The 13,192-nt window shown below is 64.7% G+C and carries 14 protein-coding genes; 9 read left to right on the top strand and 5 right to left on the bottom strand.

Features of this window, described 5'->3' with window-relative positions:
• The first annotated feature begins 201 nt into the window (after positions 1-201).
• Together GE253_RS10530 and GE253_RS10525 are read left to right on the top strand one after the other, a co-directional pair.
• On the top strand, positions 202-1,113 hold the full coding sequence (locus GE253_RS10530; RefSeq protein ID WP_089287624.1) for a LysR family transcriptional regulator: 912 nt from the start codon (positions 202-204) through the stop codon (positions 1,111-1,113).
• Positions 1,114-1,436: 323 nt separating this feature from the next.
• A complete protein-coding gene (locus tag GE253_RS10525) occupies positions 1,437-1,688 on the top strand; it encodes a hypothetical protein (RefSeq protein WP_153204098.1) in 252 nt (83 codons plus the stop codon).
• A gap of 144 nt (positions 1,689-1,832) precedes the next feature.
• On the opposite strand, the gene GE253_RS10520 is transcribed toward GE253_RS10525, so the two are convergent.
• Positions 1,833-2,399: a LapA family protein gene (locus GE253_RS10520; protein WP_153204097.1), complete on the bottom strand. Its 567-nt coding sequence runs from the start codon at positions 2,397-2,399 to the stop codon at positions 1,833-1,835.
• Entirely contained in the window at positions 2,396-3,022 is a 627-nt protein-coding gene (locus tag GE253_RS10515) for a hypothetical protein (RefSeq protein ID WP_153204096.1), read from the bottom strand. The genes GE253_RS10520 and GE253_RS10515 overlap by 4 nt, the downstream gene beginning before the upstream one ends.
• Before the next feature lie 334 nt (positions 3,023-3,356).
• Between GE253_RS10515 and GE253_RS10510 the strand changes: the two genes are divergently transcribed.
• The 7 genes from GE253_RS10510 (at position 3,357) to GE253_RS10480 (ending at position 10,610) form a co-directional block, all read left to right on the top strand.
• Positions 3,357-3,893, top strand: coding sequence for a Dps family protein (locus tag GE253_RS10510; RefSeq protein WP_173012585.1), 537 nt, complete (start codon positions 3,357-3,359; stop codon positions 3,891-3,893).
• Between the two features lie 136 nt (positions 3,894-4,029).
• Positions 4,030-4,452, top strand: a complete 423-nt coding sequence (locus GE253_RS10505) for a VOC family protein (RefSeq protein WP_153204095.1) — start codon at positions 4,030-4,032, stop codon at positions 4,450-4,452.
• 6 nt (positions 4,453-4,458) lie between these two features.
• Positions 4,459-5,175: a ligase-associated DNA damage response endonuclease PdeM gene (pdeM, locus tag GE253_RS10500; protein ID WP_153204094.1), complete on the top strand. Its 717-nt coding sequence runs from the start codon at positions 4,459-4,461 to the stop codon at positions 5,173-5,175.
• Positions 5,176-5,628: 453 nt separating this feature from the next.
• Positions 5,629-7,113, top strand: coding sequence for a deoxyribodipyrimidine photo-lyase (locus GE253_RS10495; protein ID WP_153204093.1), 1,485 nt, complete (start codon positions 5,629-5,631; stop codon positions 7,111-7,113).
• A 15-nt stretch (positions 7,114-7,128) separates the two neighbouring features.
• Positions 7,129-8,466 carry an FAD-dependent oxidoreductase gene (locus tag GE253_RS10490; protein ID WP_153204092.1) on the top strand — a complete coding sequence of 446 codons (1,338 nt, stop codon included), beginning with the start codon at positions 7,129-7,131 and terminating at the stop codon, positions 8,464-8,466.
• A 5-nt stretch (positions 8,467-8,471) separates the two neighbouring features.
• Positions 8,472-9,266 (top strand): DUF1365 domain-containing protein, encoded by a 795-nt coding sequence (locus GE253_RS10485; RefSeq protein WP_153204409.1) that lies wholly within the window; start codon positions 8,472-8,474, stop codon positions 9,264-9,266.
• A gap of 108 nt (positions 9,267-9,374) precedes the next feature.
• Positions 9,375-10,610, top strand: coding sequence for a cyclopropane-fatty-acyl-phospholipid synthase family protein (locus tag GE253_RS10480; RefSeq protein ID WP_153204091.1), 1,236 nt, complete (start codon positions 9,375-9,377; stop codon positions 10,608-10,610).
• 54 nt (positions 10,611-10,664) lie between these two features.
• Here the strand turns inward: GE253_RS10480 and GE253_RS10475 are convergent, their stop codons facing one another.
• The 3 genes from GE253_RS10475 to GE253_RS10465 all read right to left on the bottom strand — a co-directional run bounded on the left by GE253_RS10475 (position 10,665) and on the right by GE253_RS10465 (position 12,916).
• The gene (locus GE253_RS10475; RefSeq protein WP_153204090.1) at positions 10,665-11,225 is read right to left on the bottom strand and encodes a molecular chaperone DnaJ; all 561 of its coding nucleotides are present in this window, start codon (positions 11,223-11,225) and stop codon (positions 10,665-10,667) included.
• A 65-nt stretch (positions 11,226-11,290) separates the two neighbouring features.
• Positions 11,291-11,731 (bottom strand): DUF29 domain-containing protein, encoded by a 441-nt coding sequence (locus GE253_RS10470; RefSeq protein ID WP_153204089.1) that lies wholly within the window; start codon positions 11,729-11,731, stop codon positions 11,291-11,293.
• A gap of 78 nt (positions 11,732-11,809) precedes the next feature.
• A complete protein-coding gene (locus tag GE253_RS10465) occupies positions 11,810-12,916 on the bottom strand; it encodes a cysteine desulfurase family protein (protein WP_153204088.1) in 1,107 nt (368 codons plus the stop codon).
• Between the last annotated feature and the right edge of the window lie 276 nt (positions 12,917-13,192).

Here is a 13,192-nt window from a genome sequence, read left to right as displayed (position 1 = left end):
CAGTGTGACCTGAAGGTTACGTCCATCAGGTCATAAACTGTTGCAAGGACAATACGATACCTTGCGGTAATGACGGTTTTTAGCGACAAGCCCTAGCAATGGCGAAAAGCCCCGTATATCATCCATGCGTCGGCTGCATTCCCGCTGCCGATCAACAGACGGGGTGTCCAGCGCAGGGCGCCACTTTCTAGGGACGGGTCCATGGATTGGGACAAGCTTCGCGTCTTTCACGCAGTGGCGGAGGCGGGCAGCTTCACACATGCGGGGGAAACCCTGAATCTCAGCCAGTCTGCCGTAAGCCGGCAGATCAGCGCGCTGGAGGAAAGCCTCCACGTGCCGCTGTTTCACCGCCATGCGCGGGGACTGATTCTGACTGAGCAGGGCGAACTGCTGTATCGCACCGCACGTGAGGTCTTTGCCAAGCTCTCGATGACGGAGGCCATGCTCTCCGAATCGAAGGAGCATCCGAAGGGCCCGCTGAAGGTCACTACCACCATCGCGTTGGGTTCCACTTGGCTGACCCCGCGGGTGAAAGATTTCCTGACGCTCTATCCGGATGTGCAGCTGACGCTGCTGCTGGACGATAATGAGCTGGACCTGTCGATGCGGGAGGCGGATATCGCCATCCGCCTGTCGGCACCGCGCCAGCCCGATCTGATTCAGCGCCATCTGATGACGGTGCGTGTGCATCTCTATGCCCACAAATCCTACATCGAAAAGCGTGGGATGCCGCAATCGGTGGCGGAGCTGGACCAGCATGACCTGATCGCCTATCCGAATGAGGCGCGGGCCCCGGTCAGCAACATCAACTGGGCGCTGCATGTCGGCGATCCGCCGGGTGGCGAACGTCACACGGCGTTGCGCGTCAACAGCCTGTACGCCATGTTCCGCGCCGCGCAGAGCGGCCTGGGCATTGCCTCGCTGCCTGATTATGTGGTGGATGGCCAGTCGGATATGGTCCGGGTGTTGCCGGAAATCAGCGGGCCACGCATCGACGCCTATTTCGTCTATGCGGAGGAATTGCGCCATTCCAAGCGCATCGCCGTGTTCCGTGATTTCCTGGTGAAGAAGGTTGCTGAAACCTTCCCCGCAACCCATGCGCAAAACGCATAACTCACGCTTCGCATCACCCCTGGTGAAATGCGCAGGAATGCTTAAATCTTAGGCCACCTGCTGCTGCATTGCAGCGCGGGTGTTTCGCCCCGATTTACCCGGTCGGGGTTGGGTCCTTGACCCAGCGTCTCCCAGACGTGAAGCCTCCCTGTTCAACTCGGCCGGAAACCTTTTGGTTTTCCGGCCGTTTTTTTATCCCGGGCCTGGCTTGACGGCTGCCCAAGGGGTGGGCAATGGCTGCCGCCCGATAAGGCAGAATCGCAACTTTCCCCCCTGCTTTCGCGCTATTGCGGATCGATAGGCATCGGCCCATGATTCGGCCCATGTCTATCAACGGCGTCACCGGCAGCTATACCGCCCCCAGCCCGCCGCCACCGGAACCCGCACCGGGCCGGCGATCGGCGGACCCTGCGCCGGCCCCACCCCCACCGAATCCGGCCCCGGCCTCCCGCCTGCCGGATCGCAACCTGTCACCCGTACAACCGGTGCCAATCGGGCCGGTACAGCTGACGCCGATGCCCCCGCCCATGCCACCGGCCCCGATGCCGGGCAGCTTGGTCAATATCGTGGTTTAGAGCCGGGTGCGTTTAAACGGAAACGCACCCGGCTCTAAGTCCTTGTTCAGCGAGCGGATTCACGCTCCAAAGCGATTCCGCTTTTCCACGATCCGCTCTAGAGCCAAGCCACCCTCAGGGATCCGCTCTAGAGCCAAGCCACCCTCAGGCGCTTTGCCGCTTTTCCAGATTAAGGGCGGGAGGATCGGCAAGGTCGCCCTGATGCGGCTTTACCTCGACAATCATATAGCCCGCCTCCTCGGGAAAGCGCACCAGGGCTTTGCGCTTGGCCCGGGCCGCATCGGCCGCAAAATAGAAGACGTAGCGACCATCATCCCAGAGGGTCGTGACATTGTCCGGCTCCAGCGGCGAGGCCACGTCGCGTTGGCGGCGGACGCAAATGATCCAGCCCGTCTCCGACAGGCCGCGCCGTTCATCCAGCACCAGCACCCGCCGATCCTCCGCCTCCAACTCCATCAGGCGGCGCTGCAGCTCCCCCAGCTTGTCGCTCAGCGCTGTTGCCTCAATGTCGTCCTGTCCCGCCGTCAGCCGCTGGCCCAGGCTTTCGCGTGCCAGGGAGCGGACCTTCTGGCTCAGTGACTGCTGACGGCGGCGCAATTCCCGGATGGCGCGCTGTGTCTCTCGGATCGTCCTGCGCGCCCGCCGCACGGTGGGGCGCAGGGAGAGGATCACCAGCATCGCCCCGATCAGGAACAGGGTGGTCGGGCTCATGCCGGCTCCATCGCGGCTGGCTCCTCGGCGGTCACATCCATCTCGGCCGGTGCTGCATCGCTGCTGGGCGCGGCCACCCCGGTCAGCGGCTGGGCGAAAACCGCCTTGAAGCCGGAGGCACGCGGATAGACCCGCTCAAACTCCGCCTTGGCCTCCTCCGGCCCTGGGGCCCAGACATGCACCGGGCAGGGCTGGGCCCAGCTGCTGTCATAAAAGGCGTGCCGCTCCCCCCGCTTCACCTGATGGGAGACGGATGTATTCACCACCAGGAATTCATAGGGCTTGTTGGGGAACTGCTCCGCCCCCAGCGTGCGCACAAAACGATAGGGGGAATTTTCCAGCTCCCGAATGCGGGCACGCAGGGCCTTCTCATTGCGCTGGGCACCGAACAGTTGGCTGGCGGCCCCGGCAGCGCGGGCCTTGCGATCTTCCACCCGCGCGGCCAAGCCGTTGGCCAGCCGTGCATAGCGGGCCAGCCGCGCCCGCAACTGCACCTCCCGCGCCTGCCCCCGCATCAGCCGGGCATAGAGATGGGCCATGACGGCGACGAGTATATTGACCCCGACCCCCGCCAGGAAGGTTACCACCGCGAACTGAACGAAGCCGATCAGATGGGTCAGCACCAAGATGCCCCGGATTGCTATGTTTCGTTATATTGCAACAAAACACCTGAAGGTGAAAAGCGAAATGATCCATGTGAAACATGGGCTTGGGCAGGGCAGGCCTAAAGGATGGTGAAGTTGTGGCGCACACAACCGATCGAATTACAATAGTTTGTGTCGGATTCGGCATGGACATCATAAATATTCGATGCCGACCGCATGGCGCCACGCCCTCTCCATGCGAATAGGGCATCCGTACCCAGCGCCCTTTTCGGGCACAAATCCGCGCTGCGGGCGTTTCAAGCAGTGAAAGCCGGCCCCCGCCGGTTCCTGCCAGCAAGCGGAGCACCCGACCATGGCCAACCAAAAGCCCAGCATCGTCGCCTCTGACACCGACCGCACGCCGCCTTCCACCGAATTGCTGCCGGTGCAAACCGGCATCGACCGCGACCAGCGCAAGGCCCTGGCGGAGGGGTTGGCCGGGGTTCTGGCCGACAGCTACACGCTGTTGGGCAAGACCCATGGCTTTCATTGGAATGTCACCGGCAACCGTTTCCATTCCCTGCACGCGATGTTTCAAGCGCAATATGAGGATCTGACCGACGCCGTGGATGAACTGGCGGAGCGCATCCGGGCGCTGGGCCATTTCGCCCCCGGCAGCCTGTCGCAGTTCCTGAAACTGACCGGGATTGAGGATGAACATGGCGTGCCCGACGACCGGGCCATGCTGGAACAGTTGGTGCGCGACAATGAACAGGTCACCCGCGCCTGCCGTGCCGTGGTGGAACTGGCCGATCAGGCCGGCGATACGGTAACCGAAGACCTGATGAATCAGCGCATGGCCTATCATGAAAAGGCCGCCTGGATGCTACGCGCCTCCATCGGGAAGTAATAAGCCCTTCCGTAACGATAGGAACGGGCCGCGCCGCCGGGTGCGGCCCTTTGCTGTCATCCATGCGCTTGCGGATTTGTTCGCGGGATGTTCCAATGGAACAGCTTTTCCTCCCCCCGCGAAAGATCCCCTTGCCATGGAACAGCGCGTCACCCTGATCACCCTCCATGTCGCCGATCTGGCGCGGGCGCGCCGCTTCTATGAAGGGCTGGGCTGGGCCGTGGCGGCGGAAGGGGCGGGGGAGGCGTGTTTTTTCCAGCTGGGCCCGCTGGGCCTGTGCCTGCTGGGACAGGCGGCTTACCGGCGGGAAATGGCCGGGGATGCCGACCATGTGCCGCCGGGCCCGTCCATGCTGGCCCATAATGTCTTCCACAAGGCCGATGTCGACACGCTGCTGTCTTTCGCCCTGACCCAGGGCGGGCGGCTGGTGCGGCCGGCGGCGGAGCAGTTCTGGGGTGGCTATAGCGGCATGTTCGCCGACCCGGACGGGCATTATTGGGAAATCGCCTATAATCCTTATTGGCCGTTGGCCGATGATGGCCGCGTCACCATCGCCTGACCCGGCATGAGCGACGCGCGCATTCCCCTGAACGGCACCCTGCTGCTGCCCGATCTCAGCGGTGCCCTGTTCTGGCCGGATCAGGGCTGGCTGCTGGTGGCCGATCTGCACCTGGAAAAGGGGTCCGCCTATGCCCGGTTCGGCCAATTGCTGCCCCCCTATGACACGGCGGCCACGCTGACCCGGCTGGAACAGGCCTGCCAGCGCTGGCAGCCCCGGCGGGTGATCTGCCTGGGCGACAGTTTCCATGATGCCGAGGCCGCCAGCCGGATCAGCAGCACCGACGGGCAGCGCATCGCCGCCCTGACCCGTGCCCATGACTGGGTCTGGATCAGCGGCAACCATGACCCCGCCCCGCCGCCCGGCTGGGGTGGGATGGTGACGGACAGCATCCGCCACGGCCCCCTGCTGCTGCGCCACGCAGCGGAAGCGGTGGACCCGGCGGGGGAGATTTCCGGCCATTATCATCCCAAGGCGGTGACGCAGGTGCGCGGCCGCCGCCTGTCTGCGCGCTGTTTCGTCAGCGATGGGCAACGGCTGATCCTGCCAGCCTTCGGCGCCTATACAGGGGGACTGAACGTACTGGACCCGGCCATCCGCACGCTGTTCGGCAGGGACATGTTGACCTGGGCGCTGGGGACGGAGCGGCTGCACCTGTTGCCCGCAGCACGGCTGACGGCCGATGCCGCCACGCGGCGGGAATTGAAGCGGGTGAGCGGGTAATACCAAGCCGCCTAAAGGTTGGCCTTTAGGCGGCTTGGAGGGCGAAGACCGCCGGCACGCCGCACGTGCAGCGCAAGCCAAGGGTGCCTTATGCGCCCACCCGGTGCCTGAGGGAACGCAAAATCACCCTGGATCGGTCACGATCAAGGGTGATTGGTATAAAAGGGGGGAAGCCCGACATAGTGACGGCCCGGAGCGGGGGGATGCATCCGGGCCGTCGGGTGCCCGGCGGCGGAATGGGGGGGAAGTCCAGGCCGGGGGAGGGCCATATCCGCCATTGGTGCCGGGCACAATGATTAGATAGGGTTTGATCCCGCCGAATCAACAATCAGCGCCCATGACTTTGGTATTAATCAACGATAGACCTTAGGTCGAAATAAGCGGCTGATCCAATGTCGCACCGGCACCGTATAAGCCGCTGATGAAAAAGATTCCCGGAGCCCCTGGCCTTCAATGACGACACACCCGAGCGCCCCGATCATTGTCTGGTTCCGCCAGGATTTGCGTCTGGCCGACAACCCGGCGCTGTACCATGCCGCCCAGGCTGGGCGGCCGGTGCTGCCGGTCTATGTGCTGGATGATGTGACGCCCGGCCCCTGGCGGGCCGGCGGGGCCAGCCGCTGGTGGCTGCATCACAGCCTGACCGCGCTGGCCGCCGATCTGGCGGTGTGCGGCAGCCGCCTTGTTCTGCTGCGGGGGCCGGGTGATGCGGTGATCCGCGATCTGGCCCGGCAGGTGGGTGCCGCAGAGGTGGTGTTGAACCGCTGCTATGAGCCGTTCGCGGCGGAACGCGACAGCCGGCTGAAGGCGGCCCTGTCCGATGAAGGCATCGCCGTGCGCAGCTTCAACGGTTCCCTGCTGAAAGAACCGTGGGAGGTGCTGACGGGGGCCGGCACGCCTTTCAAGGTCTTCACCCCCTATTGGCGGGCCTGTCTGGCGGCCATGAACCCGGCCCCTGCCCTGCCCGCCCCGGCGCAACTGGCCCCTCATGCCGCAGCACCCGCCGGCGATGCGTTGGCCGATTGGGCGCTGTTGCCGACCAGGCCCGACTGGGCCGGCGGGATGCGCGCCTTCTGGCAGGCGGACGGGATTGGGGAGGCGGCGGCCATGACCCGGCTGGAAAACTTCCTGTCCGGACCGGCGGCGCAGTATAAGCAGGACCGCGACATGCCAGGGCTGGATGGCACGTCGCGCCTGTCCCCGCACCTGCATTTCGGCGAAATCTCCCCCCGGCAGATCTGGCACCGGGCCAAGGCGCACACGGCCATGGTGTCGGCGGCGGCAGCCGCACAGATTGACGGGTTCCTGCGGGAGATCGGCTGGCGGGAATTCTGCTATTCCCTGCTGTACAATTTCCCCACCCTGCCGGAACGGCCGCTGAACCCGGCCTTTGACGCTTTCCCCTGGGCCGACGATCCCGCCCTGCTGGCCGCGTGGCAACGGGGCCGCACCGGTTATCCCATTGTCGATGCCGGGTTGCGCCAGCTCTGGACCACCGGTTGGATGCATAACCGGGTGCGGATGATTGTCGGTTCCCTGCTGGTCAAACATCTGCTGCTGCCCTGGCAGGCGGGGCAGGATTGGTTCTGGGATACGCTGGTGGATGCCGATCTGGCCAATAATGCCGCCGGCTGGCAATGGATTGGGGGTTGCGGGGCCGATGCCGCGCCCTATTTCCGCGTCTTCAACCCGGTGCTTCAGGGCCAGAAATTTGATGCCGAGGGGCATTTTGTCCGGCACTGGGTGCCAGAACTGAAACAATTGCCGGCCAAATATATCCACGCGCCCTGGGAGGCACCAGCCATAGTGCTGCGGGACGCCGGGATCGTGTTGGGACATCATTATCCCCGGCCGGTCATCGACCATGCGATGGGACGCCGGCGCGCCCTTGACGCCTTTCAAGCGATCAAAGGCGGTGCAGGGCCGACAGCGGATTAAGAAAGGGTTCAGCTTATGAAGATCGCTGTCATTGGTGCCGGCATTTCCGGCCTCAGCGCGGCCTGGCTGCTGCGGCGCCACGGGTACGACGTCACGGTCTATGAACAGAATGACTATCTGGGCGGCCATTCCAACACGGTGGATGCCCCCGGCGCCCATGGCCGCACCGTACCAGTGGATACCGGCTTCATCGTCTTTAACGAGGCGACATATCCCAACCTGATCGCCTTGTTCGATCATCTGGGCGTACCCTCCACCCCCTGCACCATGAGCTTTGCCGTCAGCCTGGATCGGGGCCGACTGGAATATTCCGGCAGCAATCTGGCCGGCATGTTCGCACAGAAGCGCAACCTGCTGTCCCCCACCTATCACCTGATGCTGCGCGACATCATGCGCTTCTACAAGGAAGCGCCCAAGCTGCTGCGCGACCCGCGCGCCATCGATCTGACGCTGGGCGAATATCTGGATGCCGGCCGCTATGGCCACCGCTTCATCTATGACCATCTGCTGCCGATGGGGGCGGCCATCTGGTCTTCCACCATTTCAGAGATGCTGTCCTTTCCGGCACAGAGCTTCGTGCGTTTCTTCCAGAATCATGGGCTGCTGAAGGTGAAGAACCGGCCGCAATGGTTCACCGTGAAGGGGGGCAGCCGCACCTATGTGCGGGCGCTGGCCGACACACTGGGCGACCGCTGCCTGATCAATTGCGCCATCACCAGCCTGCACCGCACCCCCAACGGGGTGGAAATCCAGGATGCCACCGGCCGGACCAGCCATTACGACCATGTGGTGATCGGTGCCCATGCCGATCAGGCCCTGGCCATGCTGACCGATGCCACGCCGGACGAACAGCAGGTGCTGGGAGCCTTCCGCTATCAGTTGAACCGCGCCTGCTTGCATAGCGACCCGGCCCTGATGCCGGTGCGGCCCAAGGCCTGGTCAGCCTGGAACTATCTGGCCAATGGCACGCGTGAGCGCCGGGCCAAGGTCTCCGTCACCTATTGGATGAATGTGCTGCAGGGGATCGAGGCCTCCACGCCACTATTCGTCACCCTGAACCCGATCCGGGAGCCAAGGCCGGAATATCGCATCAAGGAATTCATCTACGACCACCCGATGTTCGACGCCGCCGCCCTGCAGGCGCAAAGCCGCATTGCCGATATCCAGGGCGTGCGCCGCACCTGGTTCTGCGGCGCCTACATGGGCTATGGCTTCCATGAAGATGGGCTGTCCGCCGGGCTGGCGGTGGCCGAAGCCCTGGGCGCCCGGCGGCCCTGGACCGTCACCGACGCCTCGCCCGCCGGGCGCAATGCCCGCCCGCGCGGCGGCAAGGCCCAGGTGGCGGCGGCGTGACCGGCATGGCAGCGGCGGAACCGGACCACGCGCTTTATCTCTGTCGGGTGTTCCACGCCAGGCACCGGCCGTTCCGCCATGCTTTCAGTTATCGGCTCTACACGTTGTTGCTGGATATCGACCGGCTGGACCATCTGCCCTGGCCGCTGGTCCATGAACGGCCAGGCCTGCTGTCCATCCGGGCGCGTGACCATGGGCGGCGCGACGGCTCCCCCTTACGCCCCTGGGTGGAGGAGATGCTGGCGGAAAAGGGTGTGGTGCTGAAAGGTGGGCGCATCTTGATGCTGGCCATGCCACGGGTGCTGGGCTACGCCTTCAACCCGCTGACTGTTTACTATTGCCATGGACCGGATGGGCGCCTGCGGGCCCTGTTGTACGAGGTGAAGAACACTTTCGGCGACCAGCATTGCTATACCGTGCCCACGCCCGGCGGCTGGGATGCACGCCAGGGGGCCAGACACGCCCATGGCAAGGAATTCCACGTCTCCCCCTTTTTCGATATTGCGGGGGATTATCACTTCCGCACCGGCCAGCCCGGTGACAAGCTGGCCCTGGATATCAGGCTGGTGGATGGCGATGGCGAATTGCTGGTGGCCACCCAGACCGGTCGGCGTCTGCCCCTGACCCGTGCCAGCCTGTGGCGGGCGCTGTTTCTGCACCCGCTGGTGACGTTGAAGGCCATCGCCGCCATCCATTGGCAGGCTTGGCACCTATGGCGCAAGGGGGCAAAATTCCATCGCCGCCCCGATCCGCCCGTGCGGCGTGAAACCAAGCCAACGGATGTTGGCACCGGCACCTGAGGCTGGTGATCGGTTCCGATCACCAGGACGTGGAACAAGACAGAGATCACCGCTTGCCGAACGACAAAACTGAACAAGATCAATAACCGCCAAGCCTATGGTGGAGCCATGACCGAACAGACCGAATCCCATTATCTCGGCCTTGCCGATGCCGCAGATTACCGACCGTCCCGGCTGATGGGGGTGCTGCTGGCCATGGCCCCCAATATCCGCGTCGGTGCCCTGACCATCGTGCTGCCCAACGGGACCAGCCACCGGTTCGATGGCATGGAGCCGGGGCCGCATGGCGTGCTGTATGTGCGCAATGACCGGATGGCCGCCCGCATGTTAAGCGGCGGCAAGCTGGGCTTCTGCGAAAGCTATCTGGAGGGGGACTGGTCCAGCCCGGACACGCTGGCGCTGTTTGAAATGGCCTTGCGGAACGAGGCGGAGCTGGACCGCGCCATGAACGGGCGCACCTGGGTGAAGCTGCTGCAATTCCTGATGCACGCCGCCCGGCCCAACAGCAAGCGCGGCAGCCGGCGCAACATCGCCTATCATTATGATCTGGGGAATAATTTTTACGAAGGCTGGCTGGACCCCAGCATGACCTATTCCGCCGCACTCTATGCCGACCTGGAAAAGCCAGAGCCGCTGACGGCGGCGCAGACCCGCAAATATGCCGCCATCGCCCAGCGCATGGATCTGGCCCCCGGCCAGCATGTGCTGGAGGTCGGCTGCGGCTGGGGTGGCTTTGCCGAATATGCGGCCAAGCATGTCGGCGCCCGCGTCACCGGCATCACCATCAGCCAGGCGCAATATGATTATGCCTGCGCCCGCATCCAGCGCGAAGGGCTGGGGGAGAAGGTGGACATCCGCCTGCAGGATTACCGCGACACCAAGGGCCAGTTCGACCGTATCGCCAGCATCGAGATGTTCGAGGCGGTGGGCGAACGCTATTGGCCGACCTTCTTCTCCTCCCTGCATGAGCGGCTGAAGCCGGGTGGACGCGGTGCTTTACAGATCATCACCATCGGGGAAGAGCATTTCGAGGGCTATCGCCGGGGTGCCGATTACATCCAGCGCTATATTTTCCCCGGCGGCATGTTGCCCAGCCCCACCCGCCTGCGGGCGGAAATCGAGGGGGCGGGGCTGGTCTGGCGCGGGGGGGAGGGCTATGGCCTGCACTATGCCCGCACCCTGCTGGAATGGCAGGAGCGTTTCCAGGCCGCTTGGCCCGATCTGGTCCGCCAGGGCTTTGACGAGCGGTTCAAGCGCATGTGGGAACAATATCTCTGGTACTGCGCCGCCGGCTTCCGCGTCGGCACCATCGATGTGATGCATGTGGGCATCGGCCGGGATTGATGGACGGGGGCGCGGGCGTGGGCTGGTTGGCTGTCCCCTTCCCCTTTGCCACCGTCATACCACAAACGCCATCTGCTCAATCCGCACCAGCCGCCGGCCAGCCAGGGCCAGATCGCCCAGGCGGAAAGCATCCAGCAGCAGGCGCAGCTCCGCCTGCATCTCCGTTCTGATCTCCCCCTTCAACCGATCCTGCGCGGCTTGGGTGGCGGCCACCGCCAGCCGCAATTCCCAATCCCCTCCATGGGCGGGGGGAGGCGGGGCCGCATCGGCAATCGTCAGCAGCGCCCTTGCCCGGCGGGCCGGGTCACGCAACTGCGCCAGCGCATCGCCCAGGGCGCGGCGCTGGCGTTCGGCCACTTCCGCCACCGCCTCCCCCTTCCCCGCAAAGCGGGCGGGGGCCAGGATGCGACTGAAACCCGCCTGCTGCCGGTCCAGCACGTCGGTGGCGATCTCAAATGACGGGGCCAGCCCCAGCCGGGTGAAGGGATCAACGTCCCCCGGCGGCTGGACGGTGCCGCAGCCATGGCAGAACAGGGCCCGCGCAGCCACCCCGGCCCCACAATGCCAGCAGGGCTGCGGCTCGGGCTGGCCATCGCGGGGTGTCGTCATATCCATTCCATAGGTTCCTCGTGGCCCTTGCCCCCATCCGGTGTGATGGCATCGGCGGGGTGGGCTGCCGCTTAATGCTGATCCGGCCAGAAGGCCCCATCCATGATCTGATCAAAAGACCAAGGACATTCCGCCGGAAAGGTTTCTTCCGGCAGGCTGGTTTCATCAGCCGCCTGGATCAAGGCGGTGGTGTAGGCATCTGCCACCGCCCCCGGTATCTGGGATTTGAGGCTGGGATTATCCTTGAGGTGGCGGAACAGGTCCAATCGTTGGACGCGAATGGTGGTCCGCCAGGAATTGCCCCGCCTTACCGGCTGGAACTGCCATTTCAGCAAATGCAAGAGCAGGACGGTCAGGCGGCTGATCAGTTCGCGCTTCTCGGTCCGGCCCATGCTTTCAATTTCCTCGGCAATATGCTCGACATCTGCCGCCGAAAGTTTGCCGGCCCGCAGCAAGGCCGCCTGTTCCAGGGCCCAGGCATAGAAATCCGTCTCGTAGAGATTTCCGCTCATCCAGCGCCTCCACCCATCGAAACCCAGCGGATCATAGCACATTCCATGATCATCACGGTTCGCTGTGGGGATCATATATTAACGCGGCACGCGGGCGGCAATGCGTGACCAGCTTTCCAGGAAACGGTCAATATCTGCGCCCGTGCTATCCCAGCCCAGCGACACCCGGATGGCGCAGCCGGCCAGTTCCTCCCCCAGACCCATGGCCATCAGGACGTGGGAGGATTTGACCTTGCCGCTGGAACAGGCGGACCCCGCCGACACGGCCACCCGCGCCAGATCGAACGCCATCAACTGGCCATTGGCCGGCACGCCGGGCAGCACGATGCAACTGGTATTGGCCACGCGCGGGGCCGCCGCACCGGGGATCAGCACCGGCGGGTGCCGTTCGCGTACTGCCGTTTCCAGCCGATCGCGCAGCTGGGCCAAACCGGCATAATCATCCAGCCCTGCCAGGGCCGCCGCTGCCGCCGCACCAAAGCCAGCAATGCCGGCGACATTTTCCGTGCCCGCCCGCATCCGCCGCTCCTGCCCGCCGCCCTTCAGCAGCGGGGCCAGCGGAATGCCGGGGTGGGCCACCAGCGCCCCCACCCCCTGCGGCCCGCCGATCTTGTGGGCCGACAGCGTCAGCAGGTCGGCCCCCCAATCGCCCATATCCACCGGCAGCCTGCCCGCCGCCTGCACCGCATCGCTATGCAGCCAGCCACCCTGGTCATGCACCAGATTGGCCAGTTCCACCATGGGCTGCACCACCCCGGTTTCACTGTTCACCGCCTGGATGCTGACCAGGGCCGGCTTGGGATCGACGGCCAAAAGCCGCACCAGCGCCGCGCGGTCGACCAGCCCATCGCCATCCACCGGCACCTGCACGGCACCGGGTGCCGCTTCCAGCACAGAGGCATGTTCGGTCGCCCCCACCAGAATACGGCGACCATGGGCGGCGGCCAGTGCCAGGGCCTGGTTATTGGCCTCCGTCCCGCTGCCGGTGAAGGTGATGTCGGCGGGGTTCACCCCGACCAGCGCCGCCACCTGTTCGCGCGCATCTTCCACAAAACGGCGGGCGCGGCGGCCAAAGGCGTGGATGGAGGAAGGGTTGCCCACATGGTCCATTGCTGCCAGCATGGCGGCGCGCGCCTGGGGGCGCAGCGGGGCGGTGGCGTTCCAATCCAGATAAAGGCCCGTCATCCGGCTCTCCGGCCCCTGTCCGTCCAGTAGTAAAGAGATGTTTTACGAAGAGGCTTGAACACGAATATGTCCGCTGTGGTATAGTCCGCGCCCGTTCCGTTGCCGATATGGCACCGGCACAGCCCCCAGGGACGGCGGGGCGTGGTTTTTGGCCCGTTGCCGGCATCCGGCAGTGGCGGCAAAACCGGCGCACCGACGGACCATCCGCCCAAGGGCAGTCCTACAGAATGCACCAAAGCCGGTCAAGCTGGCGGCGGGGGCGTTCGCTGGGGCGGC

The sequence above is a fragment of the Niveispirillum sp. SYP-B3756 genome, assembly GCF_009495745.1.
Lineage (GTDB): Bacteria > Pseudomonadota > Alphaproteobacteria > Azospirillales > Azospirillaceae > Niveispirillum.
Note: the sequence above shows the minus strand (reverse complement) of the source record. Positions and strands in the feature narration are given on the sequence as shown.

Excerpts from the sequence above, each read along its gene's own strand:
- GE253_RS10465 (WP_153204088.1), bottom strand. The coding sequence starts at position 12,916 with ATGACGGGCCTTTATCTGGATTGGAACGCCACCGCCCCGCTGCGCCCC.
- GE253_RS10480 (WP_153204091.1), top strand. The coding sequence starts at position 9,375 with ATGACCGAACAGACCGAATCCCATTATCTCGGCCTTGCCGATGCCGCA.
- GE253_RS10520 (WP_153204097.1), bottom strand. The coding sequence starts at position 2,399 with ATGAGCCCGACCACCCTGTTCCTGATCGGGGCGATGCTGGTGATCCTC.
- GE253_RS10490 (WP_153204092.1), top strand. The coding sequence starts at position 7,129 with ATGAAGATCGCTGTCATTGGTGCCGGCATTTCCGGCCTCAGCGCGGCC.
- pdeM (WP_153204094.1), top strand. The coding sequence starts at position 4,459 with ATGAGCGACGCGCGCATTCCCCTGAACGGCACCCTGCTGCTGCCCGAT.
- GE253_RS10470 (WP_153204089.1), bottom strand. The coding sequence starts at position 11,731 with ATGAGCGGAAATCTCTACGAGACGGATTTCTATGCCTGGGCCCTGGAA.
- GE253_RS10530 (WP_089287624.1), top strand. The coding sequence starts at position 202 with ATGGATTGGGACAAGCTTCGCGTCTTTCACGCAGTGGCGGAGGCGGGC.
- GE253_RS10495 (WP_153204093.1), top strand. The coding sequence starts at position 5,629 with ATGACGACACACCCGAGCGCCCCGATCATTGTCTGGTTCCGCCAGGAT.
- GE253_RS10485 (WP_153204409.1), top strand. The coding sequence starts at position 8,472 with ATGGCAGCGGCGGAACCGGACCACGCGCTTTATCTCTGTCGGGTGTTC.
- GE253_RS10505 (WP_153204095.1), top strand. The coding sequence starts at position 4,030 with ATGGAACAGCGCGTCACCCTGATCACCCTCCATGTCGCCGATCTGGCG.
- GE253_RS10510 (WP_173012585.1), top strand. The coding sequence starts at position 3,357 with ATGGCCAACCAAAAGCCCAGCATCGTCGCCTCTGACACCGACCGCACG.
- GE253_RS10475 (WP_153204090.1), bottom strand. The coding sequence starts at position 11,225 with ATGGATATGACGACACCCCGCGATGGCCAGCCCGAGCCGCAGCCCTGC.
- GE253_RS10525 (WP_153204098.1), top strand. The coding sequence starts at position 1,437 with ATGTCTATCAACGGCGTCACCGGCAGCTATACCGCCCCCAGCCCGCCG.